We start from the raw sequence: 16879 nt of genomic DNA on the forward strand, positions 1-16879 counted from the left end.
TCATGTCATTCTGGAGCCGGCACCAAATCTTCGAGAAGAATTCGATCATCCTGATCGTGGGTATCATTCTCGTTATCGCTATTGGCGGCATCGTCGAGATCGCACCTTTGTTCTATCTCAAGAGCACCATCGAGGCGGTCGAGGGCATGCGGCCCTATACGCCGCTCGAACTTGCGGGACGCAATGTCTATGTCCGCGAGGGCTGTTATCTCTGTCATTCGCAGATGGTGCGGCCGCTGCGCGACGAGGTCGAACGCTACGGGCACTATTCGCTCGCGGCGGAGAGCATGTATGACCATCCGTTCCAGTGGGGCTCGAAGCGCACCGGGCCCGATCTGGCCCGTGTCGGCGCCAAATATTCCGATGAATGGCATGTCACGCATCTGAGCAATCCGCGCTCGATCGTGCCGCAATCGGTGATGCCGTCCTACAAGTTCCTGGCGGATACGCCTGTCAGCACCGAGACCATCGCTGATCATCTGCGCACAAACCGCGCGGTGGGTGTGCCCTATACGGATGAACAGATCGCCAATGCGGTGGCCGATCTGAAGACCCAGGCCGATCCCGATAACGGCGACACCGACGCGTTGCTCAAGCGTTATCCGAAATCGGTGGCACGCAACTTCGACGGCAAGCCGGGGCTGCCGACCGAGATGGATGCACTGGTCGCCTATCTGCAGATGCTCGGCACGCTGGTCGATTTCAAACTCTACAACGAAAGAGCAAACCTCCGCTGAGGAGATGAAAGCATGCGCGCAATCCTGACCGTCGAGAACTTCGCGTCGAACCTTGTCCTGACATTCTGGACGCCAGTGTTCGTCGGGATCTTCATCGCAATTCTGACCTACGCATTGTGGCCCCGCAACAAGGCGATGTTTGACGCAGCCGCGCGTCAGCCGTTGCGAGAGGATTGATCAGATCATGAGCGATCACGAAGGCGAATTTGACAAGGCGACCGGCAAGACCACCACAGGTCACTCCTGGGATGGTATCAAGGAACTCAACACGCCACTGCCGCGCTGGTGGGTGATGACCTTCTATCTCACCATCGTGTGGGCGATCGGCTATTGGATCGTGTATCCGTCCTGGCCGCTGGTGCAGAGCTATGCGACGGGCGTCATGGGCTATTCGTCACGTGCGGATGTCGCTGCCGATCTCGCCAATCTCGAGAAGATCCGCGGAGGCAAGATGGCGGTGCTCGGCGCTGCACCGCTCGCGGAAATCCAGAAGGATCCAGCGCTGCTGGCACTGGGGCGCGCCAGAGGCCGTGTAGTGTTCGGCGACAATTGCGCGCCGTGTCACGGCACTGGAGCCGCCGGTGCCAAGGGCTTCCCAAACCTGAACGATGACGACTGGCTGTGGGGCGGCACGCTGGAGCAGATCGAGAAGACTATCCAGTTCGGCGCGCGTTCCGCTCATGCGGAAACGCGTGAGGGATCGATGCTGGCCTTCGGTCGTGACGGCATGTTGAAGAAGCCGGAGATCGAGATGGTTGCGAACTACGTGCGCTCACTGTCGGGATTGCCGACGGCCAAGGGTTACGACGCCTCTGCCGGCCGGAAACTGTTCGCCGACAACTGCGCCTCGTGTCACGGCGACGCCGGCAAGGGAAATCCCGAGATGGGGGCGCCGAACCTGACCGATAATATCTGGCTTTACGGTTCGGACGAGGCGACCATCGTCGAGACCATCACCAATGGCCGCAACGGCGTGATGCCGGCCTGGATCGGCCGTCTCGATCCGGCGACCATCAAGGCACTGACGATCTACGTCCACTCGCTGGGGGGTGGACAATAAGTCATAGCGCGCGCGGGCGATTCCGCCCGCGCGTTTGACGTACATCAATTGCGCCTCACCGGCGAAGTCTAGGGTCATTCCAGAGACGAGAGTGACCGCCATGAACAAGCCTGTTGCGCCAGAGGAATTCGACTACGGTCCGCTCTATGCGGCGCAGAAGAAAGTCTATCCGCAAAAGGTCTCCGGCACGTTCCGGCGCATCAAATGGGCGCTGATGGCGGTCTGCCTCGGCATCTATTACCTGCTGCCCTTCCTGCGCTGGAGCCGTGGCCCTGGGGCGCCCGATCAGGCCGTGCTGGTCGATCTGCCGAACGGGCGTTTTTATTTCTTTTTCATCGAGCTGTGGCCGCAGGAAGTCTATTTTTTCACCGGCCTGCTAATCCTCGCCGCGCTGACGCTGTTCCTGATGAATGCCGTCGGTGGTCGCGTCTGGTGCGGCTATCTCTGTCCGCAGACGGTCTGGACTGATCTATTCTTTGCCGTCGAGCGGCTGATCGAAGGCGATCGCCGCGAGCGGATGAAGAAGGAGGCCGAAGGTTTCACGCTGCAGCGTGTCGTCGAACTGACGATGAAGCACTCCATCTGGCTCATGATCGCATGGTGGACCGGTGGCGCCTGGGTGCTCTACTTCAATGACGCGCCGACTTTGGTGAAGGAGCTCGTGACGTTCCAGGCGCCGGCGCTCGCTTACATCTGGATCGCCATCCTGACGGCGACGACTTATGTGCTGGCCGGCTGGATGCGCGAGCAGGTCTGTCTCTATATGTGCCCGTGGCCGCGCATTCAGGCGGCGCTGACGGATGAGTGGGCGCTCAATGTCACCTACAAGACCGATCGCGGCGAGCAGCGGACGTCGCTGAAGAAGGCCAACGAGCTGCGTGCACTCGGTCAGCCCGCGGGCGACTGTGTCGATTGCTATCAATGCGTGAATGTCTGTCCCGTGGGCATCGACATCCGTAACGGGTTGCAGATGGATTGCATCCAGTGCGGGTTGTGCATCGACGCCTGCGACGGTGTGATGAGCAAGATCGGCCGGCCGACCCGGCTGATCGGCTATGACACGGACATCAATATCGCCAGGCGCAAGGCAGGCAAGCCGGAGATCTACCGGATCATTCGTCCGCGCACGGTGACCTATGCCGGCCTTATCATGGCCGTCGGCGCCGTGATGCTCTACGCGCTGCTGACCCGCACCCTGCTCGACATCAACGTGCTGCATGACCGCAATCCGGTCGCGGTTCGCCTCAGTGACGGCTCGATCCGCAATGCCTATACCGTACGGTTGCTGAACAAGCGCGGGGCCGGGCGCGTGGTCACGCTCGATGTCAGCGGGCCGGTGAATGCCACGGTGCATGTGGTGGGCGTGGATGCCGTGTCATCAGGGCGACCGGAAATCGTGCTCGGCCGCGACCAGACCACCGAACTGCGTGTGTTGGTGACGGCGCCGGCGGCCAGCAATCCCGAAAAGTCGATCCCGCTGGTGATGCGCGTGAGCGATGCCGTTCATGGCGATATGGCGTCGGCGATCGATCATTTCGTCGCACCGTGAAGGAGAACAGTATGAACAGCGCCTTGGCCACACCGCGTCCCATCACCGGCCGATTCGTTCTGATCTGCCTGATTTTGTTTTTCGGCATGATCATAGGCGTCAACATCGTGATGATGAAGTTCGCGCTGGAAACGCTGCCGGGCGTCGAGGTGGATAGTCCCTATACCGCCAGTCTTGCTTACGGCAACGAGATCGAGGCTGCGCGGGGCCAGAGTAGCCGCGGCTGGAAAGTCAGCGCGCATGTCGAGCGCGACGCAGTTGGTGATGCCGCGGTGCGCGTCGAGGCGCGCGACCGCAACGGCAATCCGATCACGGGGCTGAGCTTTACCGGGCGACTTGAACGACCGGCGGATCGTCGCGCCGACCGGCCGGTTGAGCTGGTCGACATGGGCGATGCGGTCTATCGCGGCAAGGTCGCCGAACTGGCGCCGGGCCTGTGGGATCTGGTGCTGGAAGGTGAGGCCGGCGGCGAGCGCATGTTCCTGTCGAAGAACCGCCTTGTGCTGAAATAGGCCCGGGCATGCAGTCCCTCATCGTCCTCGTACCACTGGCACTCGCGCTCGGGCTGCTCGGCCTGTGGGCCTTCATGTGGTCGCTGAAAAGCGGTCAGTATGAGGATCTGGAAGGTGCCGGATGGCGCGCGATTCTCGATGAGGATACGCCCGCGAAGAAGCCCCGCGATCCCGGCTGAGGCCGCCTGCCGTTCAATTTTTTACCTTTACAACTTTATGGCTATGCCTTTGTCGCGTGTTGCCTCTGCAACGCGCCTGCTAGCGTCTGCTGTGCGCCGGGCGCATACTCCCGGGAACGGGTTTTGCACGCGTTGTGCCGGTCGAGACCGGTGCGATGCGCCTCAGCAGAAAGAAATGAAGCACTATGTATGATGTGATCGTCGTCGGCGGTGGATCTGCCGGCGCTGCCGTGGCTGCCAGGCTCTCCGAAAATCCAGCCACGCGCGTGCTGCTGCTCGAAGCCGGCCTCGACTGGCGCGCGGCGGATGCGCCTTGGGAAGTGACCACGCCGAACCCGATCCCGATCATTCACCAGCGCGAATTCCAGGAGAAGTGGCAATGGCCGCAGTTGCATTCGCGCCGCGTCGCGTCGCAGGACCAGCGCTTCTACTGGCGTGGTAAGGGCCTCGGCGGCTCCTCGATGATGAACGGACAGATCGCGATCCGCGGCGTCGCCGATGCGTTCGACGAATGGGCGTCGCTCGGCTGCACGGGCTGGTCGGCGAAGGACGTGATGCCGCTATTCTCGGTGATTGAGGATGATCTCGACTTCGGCGACAGGCCCGGCCATGGCCGCGGCGGCCCGCTGCCGGTCTATCGTGCGCCGCCGGACACATGGGGCCCAATCGACAAGGGCTTGCGCGATGCGGCGCTGGCCTCGGGTTATGCGTGGTGCAACGACGTCAACGGGCCGGATGGCGAAGGCGTTGCCTGTTATCCGATCAACAGCCGCAATCTGCGCCGCATCTCCACCAATGAAGCCTATCTCGAGCCGGCGCGCGGCCGCGCCAATCTCGATATCCGCGGTCACGCGCTGGTCGATCGTGTCGTGATCAAGGATGGTCAGGCGACCGGCGTGATCGTGCATATCGACGGGCAGGGCACGCAGGAAATCAGCGCGCGCGAGATTGTGCTCTGCGGTGGCTCGATCCACAGCCCGGCCATCCTGCTGCGCTCGGGCGTCGGTCCGGCGGAGGAGCTGAACGACATGGGCATCGCCGTCGAATGCGATCTGCCCGTCGGCCGGAATTTCTTCGATCATCCGCTGTTCCGGACAACCATCAGGCTCCATGACGATGTTGCACCGAAGGACAAGGACACCCGCCATACCAATTGCTGCGTGACCTACTCGTCGGACCTGGCCGATGGAGGCAAGCGCGACATGATCCTGATCGCGTTCAACCATCGCGGCATAGGCAATCCCGGTGCGATCGGCGCCGGCCTGTTCAATGCCTTCTCGCGCGGCACATTGAAGCTCGCATCGACTGATGCGTCGATCGATCCGATCGTCGAGGAGAACATGTTGGCCGACTCCCGCGACATGCTGCGCATGGTCGACGCGGTGAAGCGGCTGGCCGTGATCACGACCCAGCCGGCGCTGGCCGGCATTGCCGACTGGATTCGCCTCACCGATACCGACATGACGCTGCCGCAGGCGGCGGCCTTGCCGACACGTGAGCTCGAAGCCGTGCTGCGCCGTGACACCGGCGACATCCAGCATGCTGCCGGTACCTGCCGCATGACCGGCTTCAAGGACGCGGGTGGCGTGGTCAATCCGGACGGCACGGTGAAGGGCCTCAAAGGCCTGCGCGTCGCCGATGCGTCGATCATGCCCTCGGACTGCCGTGCCAATACCCACTTCACCACGGTGGTGATCGGTGAAGCCATTGCGCGGATGATGATGCGCAAGGAGAACAACGCCGCGCCTGCCGTGGCGATGGCGAAGTAAGAACACGCAACTTAAGCGCCCCAAGAGTGACTGAAGGACAATTCATGCCGAACACTACCGAAACCCGGATCATCGACTGGCTGGCGTCACAGAAGCAACCGATGATCGATCTGCTGCGTGACGTCGTGAACATCGATTCCGGCTCCTTCGACAAGGAAGGTGTCGATGCCGTTGGCGCCCGCTTCGAGCAGCACTTCGCCGAGTATGGCATCGAGACCTGGCGCGAACCGCATGATGTCTATGGTGATGCGGTGCATGGGCTGATCAGCAAGCCTGGCAGCAACGAGAAGCCAATCCTGCTGATGGGTCATCGCGATACGGTTTTCCCGAAAGGCGAGGTGGCGAAACGTCCCTTCACGATCAAGGGCAATCTTGCCCATGGCCCGGGTGTGGCCGATATGAAAGCCGGCGTCGTCATCAACGTATTCGTTGCCGCGGCGCTGAAGAAATTCGATGCGGCGCCGTGCCCGATCAAGCTGCTGATTACCGGCGATGAAGAGATAGCATCGCGCTCGTCGCGGCCGATCATCGAACGTGAGGGCCGCGCTGCACGCGCGGTCTATAATTCGGAGCCGGGCCGTCCGACCGGCAATATCACCACGGGCCGCAAGGGCGGCGTATTCATGCGCTTCGAGGTATTCGGCAAGGCCGCACATTCCGGCAATAATTTTTCGGTCGGCATCAGTGCGATCGGCGAGCTCGCGCGCAAGATCGTGCAGATCCATGCGCTAACCGACATGGACAAGGGCATCACGCTGAATGTTGGCCTGGTGTCGGGCGGGCAGTCGGTCAACACCACGGCGCCGCATGCCGAAGGCGAGATCGATTTTCGCTACATCGAACCGGCCGACCGCGCGACCATCATGAGCGCGATTGAAAAGATCATCGCGACATCTACCGTGCCGGGCACGACTGCGAAGCTGCATATTAACGGCGAATTCCTGCCGCTGGTGCAGGACGCTGCTGCCAAGGCGATGTTCGAGACCTATCAGGCGGCCGCTGTCGACTCGGGTCTCGCCACGCTGACCGGCGAATTCGCCGGTGGCTGCGCGGATTCAGGTTTCACCGCCAGCGTCGGCACGCCAACGCTTTGCGGCCTGGGTCCGGTCGGCGGCAATGTCCATACCGATCTGGAGTGGCTCGACATCGACAGCATCGTTCCACGCGCGCAAACGCTGGCGCGGGCGATTTTGCGCACGGAGATCTGACGAAAGGCAGAGCGTGGCATGGTTCTGGCTCAGCGACGGTTGCTGACAACGCCTTTGTTTGAAGGGACACTCGCCTGATGATGACATCATCTCCCTCCAATACTTCGGTTCCCACCCATCTCGAATCCGATGTCCTCGTCATCGGCGCCGGTGGCGCTGGCATGTATGCGGCGCTGGAAGCAGCGAAGGGTGGCGCGTCCGTCATTCTTGCCGATCGCAGCCTGATCGGGCGTGGCGGCGCCACGGTAATGGCCCAGATGACGGTCGCAGCCGCTTTGGGCGAGCAGACACCGGATCACTGGGAGCATCATCTCGCCGATACGCTCTCGGCTGGCCGTGGGCTTTGCGACGAGCGGCTTGCAGCTTTGTTGTGTGAGCACGGGCCGCAGCGACTGCGCGAGATGGATGCGTGGAAGGTCGGCTGGGCGCGCGAGGATGGTCACATCAAGCAGGCGCAGGCGCCAGGTCACGATCGTCCGCGCTGCGCCTATGTGGATTTTCTTTCCACCGGGCCTGCGGTGTCGAAGACGCTGCGCACGCAACTCAACAATGCGAGCGGCATCCGTCGTATCGGCGACCTCACCATCGTCGATATCGCGCTGCGCGACGGCGAAGCCTGCGGTGCCACGGCGCTGCATCTGCCGACCGGGCAGACCGTGACACTGGCCGCAAAGGCCGTGGTCATCGCGACCGGCGGACTGACCGGCCTCTATCGCCGCAACTCGGCGTCGTCGAATATGGGCGGCGATGGCTATGCGCTGGCATTGCGCGCGGGCGCCGAACTGATCGACATGGAATTCGTGCAGTTCTTCCCCATCGGCCATCTCGCGCCGCGCCTCGTCGGCATGGACCCGATCATGTGGGATCCGTTTCGTTACAAGCTCGGCGGCAAGCTCTTGAATTCCGAGATGCGCGAATTCGAAACGGATTATGCCACAAAGGACGCGCGCAGCGACGGCACCTACAAGCTCACGCGCGATCTGGCGACCTATGCCATCACCAGGGAAGTCGAGGCCGGACGCGGCAGTCCCGCCGGCGGCGCCTATCTCAGCTTCCAGCATGTGCCTGAAGCCGAGATCCGCAAGGCGTTCGGGCCGGTGGTGGATCGGCTCGCCGACAACGGCATCGATCTCGCAAAAGGCCCGGTCGAGGTGGCGCCGATCGCGCATTATCATATGGGCGGCATTCGCGTGGACGAGATGATGGCGACCGGCGTGCCCGGGCTCTATGCCAGCGGCGAAGCCGTCGGCGGCGCCAATGGCGCCAATCGGCTGTCGGGCAATGCGATCACTGAAGCCTTTGTGTTTGGTGCGCGGGCCGGCCAGAGTGCCGCGAAGCGCGCCGCTGGGAGGCAGTCGATGTGGTCCGCCGATGCGGCGCAGCCGGCCATCGATCTGCTGCGCAGCGCGAGCAAGCGCGACGCGCCAAATCCGGCAGCGGTCATCGTCAAGCTCCAGGCCGTGATGGCCGACGATGTCGGCCCATTCCGCACCGATGCGAAACTGCGTTCTGCGATATCAGCCATCGCGCAATTGAAGGCCGATGTCGGCGACAGGCCCTTCGCCTCAGCAGAAACCTTCGATCCAGTGCTGGCCGATTGGCTCGACCTGCGCAACATGCTCGCCGTCGCGCAATCGGTTGCCGTGCCGGCACTCGCGCGCAATGAAAGCCGCGGCGCGCATCAGCGCGACGACCATCCCGGTCTCGATCAAGCCTGGAGCATCAACCAGATCGTCTCGATGTCGGATGGCGACATGACCTTGCGCAAAGCGATGCCCACCACCGGAAAGGCTGCTGCATGAAAGCGACACTCAGCATCCAGCGCGGCGTACCCGGCGTAACGCCGCATCTGGACACGTTCGACATTCCCTTTGAGCACGGCCAGTCCATTCTCGACGGCCTGCGTGCCATCAGGCGCAGTGTGGATCCTTCGCTGGCGTTTCGCTTCTCCTGCATCAATGCCAATGCCTGCAAGGAATGCATGATGCTGATCGACGGCAAGGTCGATTACGCCTGCACGGTTCGGTTGAAAGAGGGAACAACGTCGCTGGCGCCGCTGCCGAAAAAGGCGCTGATCCGCGATCTCGTCACTGAGATCGCTCCGCCCGACGAACGCCTGATGCCGCGAACCTGAAGCGGCTGCTGCCCGCTGCGCGATCAGGTTGACTAATTTATAGCCGCTCTAATCCAGAAGAGCCGCCTTGGCGCCATTCAATCCGATAGATCGGCGGCGCCATCGCGGCTGCTATTGGCCGCGACAATGCGCTGCATCATCGCAATAAACGCAGTCTGTTCCGTCTTGGTAAGGTTGCCGAGCGTGGCGCGGTGCGCCTCGCGGGCGGCGCTCTCGATCTTGTCCAGCAGGGCAGCGCCGGCCGGTGTGAGCCGGCAGATGCGGGCGCGGCGGTCGTCGTCGCTGATCGGACGCTCGACCAGCTTGCGTGCTTCGAGTCGCTTGAGCGCGCCCGTCGTCGTCGTGCGATCCAGAGCAATATCAGCGGCTAAGCTGGTCTGATCGGCCGTTCGGCGCGCCGCCAATGCAGACAGCAGGCTGTATTGCAGTGGGGTCATTTCGAACGCGCTGCACGCTTCCTGGAACAGCGCGACATGGATCTGGTGCAGCCGCCGGATCAGAAATCCCGGTCGCTGGGCCAGCGGCCAGGGCTTGTGGACGGGCTTGTCGCGGCGCGGCTTGGCCTGGGGCAACGCAGTCTCTCCTTGTGTCGGCTGCTGCTCGATGGTGCGGGCGCTCTGAAAATACCGCATTGCAATCTTTATGGCACGGACTTTGCTTTTGTAAAATACGAAGTATGCTTCGTATTTTGGTGAACCTCTAAAGGTGCCACCAAAGCGTAAGGAGATCGCCATGTCTGTTACTGCCTCGTTCGACCTGCTGCTGCGCGGTGGTCGCGTTATCGACCCTGCTGCCGGCGTGGACGGCATCAAGGATGTCGCCATTCGCAATGGCAAGATCGCCGCCGTGCAGTCCGATATTCTGCCGACCAGCGCGAAGGAAGTGGTGGATGTGACCGGCAAGCTGGTGCTGCCGGGCTTGATCGATACCCACGCGCACGTCTTTCAATACGTCAGCGGCCGCTTCGGCATGAATCCCGACATGGTCGGCGTACAATCCGGGGTTACGACCCTGGTCGACCAGGGCGGTCCGTCCTGCATGACGCTGCCCGGCTTTCGCCATTTCATCGCCGAGCCCGCGAAATCGCGGGTCTACGCGTTTCTCTCCGCCTATCTCGTCGGCGGTCTTGAAGGCCACTTCTATCCGAACCTCTACAGCCCCGATGGTGTCGATGTCGATGCGACCGTGAAGTCGGCGACGGCCAATCGCGATCTGGTGCGTGGCATCAAGGCCCACGCTGAAATTGGCGGCTTCGCGCGCTGGGGCATTCGCGTGCTGGAGATGGCGGCGGAAATCGGCAAGCGCGCCGAGCTGCCGGTCTATGTGCATTTCGGCCAGCTCTGGGGTCTCCCTGAGAGTGGCACCAATGGCGAGGACGTCGACACGATTCTGGAGCGCGTGATCCCGCTGTTGAAGGAAGGCGATGTGCTGGCGCATCCGTTTACGCGGCATCCCGGCGGCTTCGTTAATCGCGAAGGCGAGGTGCATCCGGTAATCCAGGCGGCGATCGATCGCGGCCTCAAGATCGATGTCGGCCATGGCAGCCACTTCTCCTATCGCCTCGCCAAGAAGGCGATTGCGGCCGGCATCGTACCAAACACGCTCGGTGCCGATATCCATGGCTATAACACCGAGGTGCCCGCGCCTGCCGGTACGCCGGACGAGCACGAGGACGACGAGAATCATCCGTTCAAGGGCCAGGCCAAGTTCAGCCTCGTGCAGGCGATGAGCTCGATGATTTCGCTTGGCCTCACGCTGGAGCAGGTGGTGCCGATGGTGACGTCGAATCCGGCCAAGATGATCGGCCTGTCCGACAAGATCGGCTCGCTGAAGGTCGGCATGGATGCCGACGTCTCGGTGCTCGTCGAGAAACCCGGCCGCTACGTCCTGCGCGACAACGAGAACACCGAGGTGATTTCGAACGGCCTGCTGCAGCCGGCCTTCTGTCTGCGTGAAGGCGTTCGCTTTGAGCCGATCGCGCCGATCCTGCCTCAGGCCGTTGCGGCCTGAGGGTACACGCATATTCGTGAAAGACGCTGAGGGTTCGTCGATGCGCAATGAGCGTGATTTTTCTTCCGCTGCGCCTGCGTCAAAGCAGGGCGTCGGGGCGCGCGTGCCGCGCAAGGAGGACGATCGCCTCATGCGCGGGCGCGGGCAATTCGTTGGCGATATCAGGCTCGCGGGACTGCAGGACGTCGCTTTCGTTCGCAGTCCGCTGGCGCATGCGCGAATCCGCGCGATCCATATTCCCGAACGTTATCGCGACGTGGTGTTCACGTCCGCTGACCTGGTCGGTATCAAGCCGATTCGCGCCATCACCGGCCTTGCGGGCTTCAAACCCTCCGAGCAGCCGATTCTGGCGACCGATAAAATCCGGCAGGTCGGCGAACTCGTCGCCATGTGCGTCGCGCCGACGCGTGCCGAGGCCGAGGATATCGCAGCCTCCGTCACCCTCGATCTCGAAGAGCTTCCCGCCGTCTACGACATGCTCAAGGCGCGCGAGCCCGGCTCGCCTTTGGTGCATGAGCACTGGGGCGACAATGTCTTTCTCGAAAGCTTCTTCGAACTCGATATTTCCAGCGCGCTCGATGCGCCGATCAAGGTGACGCGCGAGATCGCGACCGCGCGGCAATGCATGTCGCCGCTGGAAGGCCGGGGTGTCATCGCCACATTCGATCATCGTCTCGATCAGCTCACGCTCTATACGGGCAGCCAGATGCCCCACATTGTGCGCAATGGTCTGTCCGATTGCCTTGAGATGGATCAAGGGCAGATCAGAATCGTCTCGCCGGATGTCGGCGGCGGTTTCGGTCACAAGGGCATTCTGCTGCCGGAGGAAGTCTGCCTGTCGTGGCTCACCATGAAGCGCGGCTTTCCGGTGCGCTGGATCGAGGATCGCCGCGAGCATCTGGTCGCCAGTTCCAACTGCCGCGAGCATCACTACAAGATCACAGTCTATGCCAATAACGACGGCACCTTGCGCGGCATCGATTGCGAAGCGACCGTCGATTCCGGCGCTTACTCGTCCTATCCGTTCTCGGCCTGTCTCGAGGCGGCGCAGGTGGTCAGCATTCTGCCAGGGCCATATCAGATGCCGGCCTATCGCTGCCGGACCTATTCGGTCGCGACGAACAAGTGCCCAATCCTGCCTTATCGCGGCGTCGCGCGCACGGGCGTCTGTTTTGCGCTGGAGCTGATGCTCGATCTTGTTGCGGCTGAAGCAGGGCTTGAGCCCGGCGTCGTTCGTCTGCGCAATCTGGTACGGCCGGAGCAGATGCCGTTCGACAACATCACCAAGAAGCATTTCGACAGCGGCGATTATCCCGAAGCCTTACGTCGCGCGGTCGCGCAGATCGATATTGAGGGCATCCGTGCGCGGCAGCGCAAAGGTGAGGCGGATGGACGCCTGATCGGCGTCGGCCTCTCGATCTATTGCGAGCAGGCCGCGCATGGCACCTCGGTCTATTCCGGCTGGGGCATTCCGATGGTGCCGGGTCACGAACAGGCGACGGCGCGATTGACGCCGGATGGCGGGCTTGAGCTGAAGGTCGGCGTGCATTCGCACGGGCAGGGCCTCGAGACCACGCTGTCGCAAGTTGCATTCGAAATGCTCGGCGTCGATGTCGCAAAGATTCGCGTCGTCCACGGCGACACGGCGATGACACCGTATTCAACGGGCACCTGGGGTTCGCGCTGTATGGTGATGGCCGGCGGCGCTGTGGCGACCGCATGCCACGAACTCGGCGAACGCGCCAAGAGGATTGGCGCCAAGCTGCTGCAGGTCGACGAGGCCAATGTGGTTCTGGTGGATGGCGAGATTCGTGGACCCAATGGCAGCGTTACGCTGAAGGAAATCGCACATACCTGGTATCGCCGCCCGCAAGATCTGCCCGGCGACGTCGATCCCGGCGGCTTGGAGGCGACCTCCGGCTACAAGCCGCAGCGCGACAGCGGCACGTTCAGTTATGCCGCGCATGCGGTGACCGTCGCGGTCGATCCTGATCTGGGCGATGTGGAAATTCTCGACTACGTCATCGTCGAAGACGGCGGCGTGCTGGTCAATCCGATGATCGTCGATGGCCAGATCTATGGCGGTCTCGCGCAGGGCATAGGCACGGCGCTCTATGAGGAAATGCCATTCGATCGCGCTGGCCAGCCGCTCAATACGACGCTTGCCGACTATCTGCTGCCGGGACCGACCGAGGTGCCAATGCCGTGGCTCGACCACATGGAAACGCCGTCGCCCTACACCAAGTTCGGCGTCAAGGGCATCGGCGAGGGCGGCGCCATCGCGCCGCCGGCGGCCATCGGCAATGCGGTCAACGATGCGCTGCGCGGCCTCGGCGTCGAGATGCTGCAGTCGCCGATCACACCGCGCCGCGTGCTGGAAGGCATTCTTGCTGCGCGCGATGCAGAAAGGCCGGTCGCATGAAGCCGGCACCTTTCGCCTATGAACGCCCGCGCGATGTCGCCTCGGCTTTGGCGGCAATGGCCAGCACCGAAGGCGTCGTGAAGATCATGGCTGGCGGTCAGTCACTCGGGCCGATGCTGAACTTGCGTCTGGTGGCTCCCGACACGATCGTCGACATCACCGGTCTCGCCGAGCTGAAACATGTGGAAGTCACCGGCGATGAGTTGGTGATCGGCGCCTGCGTCACTCACGCCGATATCGAGGACGGCCGCATTCCCGACGTCACCCGCGGGGCGATGCAGCGTGTGGCTAGCGCCATCGCCTATCGCGCGGTGCGCAACCGTGGCACCGTCGGCGGCTCGCTCAGCCATGCTGACCCCTCGGCCGATTGGGTGTCCACCTTCGCGGCCCTCGGCGCGACTTTGTCGCTGCGCAGTGCCAAGGGCGCGCGGCGTGTGGCCATGAAGGATTTCATGCTCGGTGCGCTGGAAAGCGTGCTGCAGCCCGGCGAGATGCTGGAAGCCGTGCGCGTGCCGGTGATGTCTCCCACAGCACGTTGGGGCTATGTGAAGAGCTGCCGCAAGACGGGCGAATTCGCCCATGCCATCGGTGCGGTGCTGATCGATCCCGGTGCGGGCAGTGCGCGTATCGTCATTGGCGCTGTCGAAGCCGCGCCGATCATCGTTGAAAATGCCGAAGAACTGTTCGGCGGCCGGATCGCCGCCGATTTCAAGACACGCTTCGATGCACGTGTCGCCGATGCCCTGCTGGCGAAGGCCGGAATGAGCGATGCCGCTAACCGGCATATCCATGTCACGGTGTTGCGCCGGGCTGTTGCGGAGGCCGCGGCATGAATTCGGTCCAACTCACCGTCAATAGCCGCATCGTGAAGAAGGACATCGAGCCGCGCACGAGTCTCGCCGATATGATGCGCGACACGCTCGACCTCACTGGTACACATCTCGGATGCGAGCACGGCGTCTGCGGCGCCTGCACGATCCTCGTCGATGGCGTGCCGACGCGGTCCTGCATCACCTATGCGGTGGCGTGCGACGGAGCTGACATCACCACCATCGAGGGTCTCGACGACGACGAGATCGCCGGTGAATTGCGCGCGGCCTTCACGCGCGAACATGCGCTGCAATGCGGCTACTGTACGCCGGGCATGCTGGTCTCCGCGCGCGATCTCGTGAAGCGCCTGCCGGATGCCGACGAGCAGCAGATCCGCATCGGCATGTCAGGTAATCTCTGCCGGTGTACCGGCTATGTGGGCATCGTCCGCGCCGTGCAGACGGTCATCACCGAACGCCGCGCGCGCGACATCTCGCCGGAGCCGGATGGCGGCCGGAAGGCGCTGGGACCGGCCGGGTCGGGGCACAAAGCCTGTGTCAGTTCGCAGAGGTTGGCGGTGGACAAGCCTGTTGCCGTATCTGAACCAGCTGCTGCCGTCGTGCCGCTGGAGATCCCTGATTTTACGCCATCAACGACGCTTGAGCAGCAATTCACTGTCGCGCATCCGCCGGCCAAGGTCTTCGCACTGTTCGATGACATCGCCGCCGTCGCCTCGTGCCTGCCGGGCGCCACGCTGGTCGGCACGCCCAGACCCGAGCGCGTCGAGGGCGCGATCCGCGTCAAGATTGGACCGATCTCGGCCAATTTCAACGGCGCCGCCCGCGTCGAGCGCGACGAGGCCAATCTCGCCGGCCGCATTCTCGGCATCGGCAACGACCAGCGCAGCCGCTCGACGACGCAAGGGGAAATTCGTTACCGGCTTGTGCCGCAGGATGACGGCGTGGCCACGCGCGTGGAGCTTTCCATCGGCTACAGCCTCACCGGCATGCTGGCACAGGTTGGCCGCAGCGGGGTGGTGCGCGATCTCGCGGGGCGGCTGGTTGCGGAATTCGCCGGCAATCTCGATCGTCGCCTGTCGGGCGATCCGACATCGGCGCCTACAGCGGCAGCCGATCTGAATGGTGTTTCGCTGATCCTTGGCCTCTTGCGTGAGCGCGCGACGAATGTTGTTCGCCGTCTCACCGGGCGTGGCGGATCGGCGTGAGAGATCGACGTTCGCGCGGACATGCGAGCGGCGAGGTTTGGACTGCGCAAGCTTCATCAGCGTCACACTGGAGGACCACATGATACGGACCATCAAGGCAGCTTCGGCGGCGGCCCTGGCAATTGCTTTCCTGAGCAGCGCCGCCACTGCGCAAACCATCAAGATCGGCGTCAATGAGCCGCTGACCGGCGCCTTCGCCGCATCGGGCACCTATGTCGTGAACGGCGCCAAGATCGCCGCCGACGAAATCAACGCCAAGGGCGGCCTGCTCGGCAAGAAGATCGAGCTCGTCATCGAAGACAACAAGAGCAACCCGACAGAAGCCGCTGCCGTTGCCGAGAAGCTGATCACCCGCGACAAGACGCCGGTCATGCTCGGCGCCTGGGGCTCCAGCCTCACGCTGGCGGTAATGCCGAAGCTGGTCGAATACGAAACCGCGATGGTCGTCGAGACCTCATCGGCGAGCAAGATCACCACCTCGGGCAATCCTTACGTGTTCCGCATCTCGCCGCCGTCTTTCGTCGAGGCCGCTGCGTTCAAGAACATCGTCGACAAGCTGGCGCTGAAGAAGGTCGACTTCCTTGTCATCAATAACGACTGGGGCCGCGGCACCGCCGAGGACTTCAGCAAGATGATGAAGGAGAAGGGCATCACCATCGGCCTGGTCGAGACCATGGATCAGTCGGCGCAGGACATGAGCGCACAGCTCGCCAAGATCAAGGCAACGGATTCCGAGACCGTGATCATCACGGCGGCGGTAGACCAGCTCACTTTGATCTTCAAGCAGGCCGCAGCACTCGGCCTGAAGAAACGGATCATCACCACCGGCGGTTCGCAGAATCCCGACCAGATCATCGCTCAGGCCGGTGCTGCAGCGAACGACACGATGCATCTGACGACCTTCCTGCCCTGGATGCCGGACAAGACGCCGAACCCGGAAGCCACCACCTACTTCATCGGTGAGTGGAAGAAGCGCGGCTTCGATTTCGCCGGCTGTACCGAGAGCTTCCGCGGCTATGACGGCATCCGCACCATCGCGGCGGCCATCGAGAAAGCCGGCAAGGCCGAACCGGCGGCGATCAAGGATGCGCTCTGGAAGATCGACGTCAAGGGTCTGAACGGCGACATCATCTTCAAGAAGTCGGGGCCGGCCGGTTCGGAGAGCGGCCAGAGCTTCCCCAACGTCTATCTGGTCGAGATCTCCGGCGGCAAGATCGTGATGAAGGATCTGTGATCCAGACAAACTCCGGCAGTGAGCTCCCTC

16 protein-coding genes are annotated in these 16879 nt (G+C 62.8%); 15 read left to right on the plus strand and 1 reads right to left on the minus strand.

Annotated elements, in window-relative coordinates:
- Positions 1–2 precede the first annotated feature (2 nt).
- The 10 genes from ccoO (at position 3) to ACEK02_RS19590 (ending at position 9148) form a co-directional block, all read left to right on the plus strand.
- Positions 3–737 (plus strand): cytochrome-c oxidase, cbb3-type subunit II, encoded by a 735-nt coding sequence (gene ccoO / locus ACEK02_RS19545; protein ID WP_371423229.1) that lies wholly within the window; start codon positions 3–5, stop codon positions 735–737.
- Between the two features lie 12 nt (positions 738–749).
- Complete coding sequence (locus tag ACEK02_RS19550) at positions 750–914, plus strand: cbb3-type cytochrome c oxidase subunit 3 (RefSeq protein ID WP_068729582.1); 165 nt, start codon at positions 750–752, stop codon at positions 912–914.
- Between the two features lie 7 nt (positions 915–921).
- Positions 922–1797 carry a cytochrome-c oxidase, cbb3-type subunit III gene (ccoP, locus tag ACEK02_RS19555; RefSeq protein WP_371423230.1) on the plus strand — a complete coding sequence of 292 codons (876 nt, stop codon included), beginning with the start codon at positions 922–924 and terminating at the stop codon, positions 1795–1797.
- A 100-nt stretch (positions 1798–1897) separates the two neighbouring features.
- Entirely contained in the window at positions 1898–3346 is a 1449-nt protein-coding gene (gene ccoG / locus ACEK02_RS19560) for a cytochrome c oxidase accessory protein CcoG (RefSeq protein WP_371423231.1), read from the plus strand.
- A gap of 11 nt (positions 3347–3357) precedes the next feature.
- Positions 3358–3858 (plus strand): FixH family protein, encoded by a 501-nt coding sequence (locus tag ACEK02_RS19565; protein ID WP_371423232.1) that lies wholly within the window; start codon positions 3358–3360, stop codon positions 3856–3858.
- Positions 3859–3866: 8 nt separating this feature from the next.
- Positions 3867–4037 carry a cbb3-type cytochrome oxidase assembly protein CcoS gene (gene ccoS / locus ACEK02_RS19570; protein ID WP_371423233.1) on the plus strand — a complete coding sequence of 57 codons (171 nt, stop codon included), beginning with the start codon at positions 3867–3869 and terminating at the stop codon, positions 4035–4037.
- 185 nt (positions 4038–4222) lie between these two features.
- On the plus strand, positions 4223–5806 hold the full coding sequence (locus ACEK02_RS19575) for a GMC family oxidoreductase (protein ID WP_371423234.1): 1584 nt from the start codon (positions 4223–4225) through the stop codon (positions 5804–5806).
- Positions 5807–5850: 44 nt separating this feature from the next.
- The gene (locus ACEK02_RS19580; RefSeq protein ID WP_371423235.1) at positions 5851–7014 is read left to right on the plus strand and encodes a M20 family metallopeptidase; all 1164 of its coding nucleotides are present in this window, start codon (positions 5851–5853) and stop codon (positions 7012–7014) included.
- A gap of 77 nt (positions 7015–7091) precedes the next feature.
- Positions 7092–8816, plus strand: coding sequence for an FAD-binding protein (locus ACEK02_RS19585; RefSeq protein ID WP_371423236.1), 1725 nt, complete (start codon positions 7092–7094; stop codon positions 8814–8816).
- Positions 8813–9148: a 2Fe-2S iron-sulfur cluster-binding protein gene (locus tag ACEK02_RS19590; protein ID WP_371423237.1), complete on the plus strand. Its 336-nt coding sequence runs from the start codon at positions 8813–8815 to the stop codon at positions 9146–9148. The genes ACEK02_RS19585 and ACEK02_RS19590 overlap by 4 nt, the downstream gene beginning before the upstream one ends.
- A gap of 77 nt (positions 9149–9225) precedes the next feature.
- Here the strand turns inward: ACEK02_RS19590 and ACEK02_RS19595 are convergent, their stop codons facing one another.
- The gene (locus ACEK02_RS19595) at positions 9226–9669 is read right to left on the minus strand and encodes a MarR family winged helix-turn-helix transcriptional regulator (protein ID WP_371423258.1); all 444 of its coding nucleotides are present in this window, start codon (positions 9667–9669) and stop codon (positions 9226–9228) included.
- 211 nt (positions 9670–9880) lie between these two features.
- Here ACEK02_RS19595 and ACEK02_RS19600 point away from each other — a divergent pair, with 211 nt between their 5' ends.
- The 5 genes from ACEK02_RS19600 to ACEK02_RS19620 all read left to right on the plus strand — a co-directional run bounded on the left by ACEK02_RS19600 (position 9881) and on the right by ACEK02_RS19620 (position 16849).
- Positions 9881–11158, plus strand: coding sequence for an amidohydrolase/deacetylase family metallohydrolase (locus ACEK02_RS19600; RefSeq protein WP_371423238.1), 1278 nt, complete (start codon positions 9881–9883; stop codon positions 11156–11158).
- Positions 11159–11198: 40 nt separating this feature from the next.
- Complete coding sequence (locus ACEK02_RS19605; RefSeq protein ID WP_371423239.1) at positions 11199–13580, plus strand: xanthine dehydrogenase family protein molybdopterin-binding subunit; 2382 nt, start codon at positions 11199–11201, stop codon at positions 13578–13580.
- The gene (locus ACEK02_RS19610; protein WP_371423240.1) at positions 13577–14413 is read left to right on the plus strand and encodes a xanthine dehydrogenase family protein subunit M; all 837 of its coding nucleotides are present in this window, start codon (positions 13577–13579) and stop codon (positions 14411–14413) included. The genes ACEK02_RS19605 and ACEK02_RS19610 overlap by 4 nt, the downstream gene beginning before the upstream one ends.
- Positions 14410–15615, plus strand: coding sequence for a 2Fe-2S iron-sulfur cluster-binding protein (locus tag ACEK02_RS19615; RefSeq protein ID WP_371423241.1), 1206 nt, complete (start codon positions 14410–14412; stop codon positions 15613–15615). The genes ACEK02_RS19610 and ACEK02_RS19615 overlap by 4 nt, the downstream gene beginning before the upstream one ends.
- Before the next feature lie 79 nt (positions 15616–15694).
- Entirely contained in the window at positions 15695–16849 is a 1155-nt protein-coding gene (locus tag ACEK02_RS19620) for an ABC transporter substrate-binding protein (protein ID WP_371423242.1), read from the plus strand.
- Positions 16850–16879: the final 30 nt, after the last annotated feature.

Origin of the sequence: Tardiphaga sp. (assembly GCF_041424195.1) — a bacterium.
Taxonomy (GTDB): domain Bacteria; phylum Pseudomonadota; class Alphaproteobacteria; order Rhizobiales; family Xanthobacteraceae; genus Tardiphaga.

What these genes read in the sequence shown, in the direction of transcription:
- ccoO (WP_371423229.1), top strand. Translation starts at nt 3, where the DNA reads ATGTCATTCTGGAGCCGGCACCAAATCTTCGAGAAGAATTCGATCATC.
- ACEK02_RS19550 (WP_068729582.1), top strand. Translation starts at nt 750, where the DNA reads ATGCGCGCAATCCTGACCGTCGAGAACTTCGCGTCGAACCTTGTCCTG.
- ccoP (WP_371423230.1), top strand. Translation starts at nt 922, where the DNA reads ATGAGCGATCACGAAGGCGAATTTGACAAGGCGACCGGCAAGACCACC.
- ccoG (WP_371423231.1), top strand. Translation starts at nt 1,898, where the DNA reads ATGAACAAGCCTGTTGCGCCAGAGGAATTCGACTACGGTCCGCTCTAT.
- ACEK02_RS19565 (WP_371423232.1), top strand. Translation starts at nt 3,358, where the DNA reads ATGAACAGCGCCTTGGCCACACCGCGTCCCATCACCGGCCGATTCGTT.
- ccoS (WP_371423233.1), top strand. Translation starts at nt 3,867, where the DNA reads ATGCAGTCCCTCATCGTCCTCGTACCACTGGCACTCGCGCTCGGGCTG.
- ACEK02_RS19575 (WP_371423234.1), top strand. Translation starts at nt 4,223, where the DNA reads ATGTATGATGTGATCGTCGTCGGCGGTGGATCTGCCGGCGCTGCCGTG.
- ACEK02_RS19580 (WP_371423235.1), top strand. Translation starts at nt 5,851, where the DNA reads ATGCCGAACACTACCGAAACCCGGATCATCGACTGGCTGGCGTCACAG.
- ACEK02_RS19585 (WP_371423236.1), top strand. Translation starts at nt 7,092, where the DNA reads ATGATGACATCATCTCCCTCCAATACTTCGGTTCCCACCCATCTCGAA.
- ACEK02_RS19590 (WP_371423237.1), top strand. Translation starts at nt 8,813, where the DNA reads ATGAAAGCGACACTCAGCATCCAGCGCGGCGTACCCGGCGTAACGCCG.
- ACEK02_RS19600 (WP_371423238.1), top strand. Translation starts at nt 9,881, where the DNA reads ATGTCTGTTACTGCCTCGTTCGACCTGCTGCTGCGCGGTGGTCGCGTT.
- ACEK02_RS19605 (WP_371423239.1), top strand. Translation starts at nt 11,199, where the DNA reads ATGCGCAATGAGCGTGATTTTTCTTCCGCTGCGCCTGCGTCAAAGCAG.
- ACEK02_RS19610 (WP_371423240.1), top strand. Translation starts at nt 13,577, where the DNA reads ATGAAGCCGGCACCTTTCGCCTATGAACGCCCGCGCGATGTCGCCTCG.
- ACEK02_RS19615 (WP_371423241.1), top strand. Translation starts at nt 14,410, where the DNA reads ATGAATTCGGTCCAACTCACCGTCAATAGCCGCATCGTGAAGAAGGAC.
- ACEK02_RS19620 (WP_371423242.1), top strand. Translation starts at nt 15,695, where the DNA reads ATGATACGGACCATCAAGGCAGCTTCGGCGGCGGCCCTGGCAATTGCT.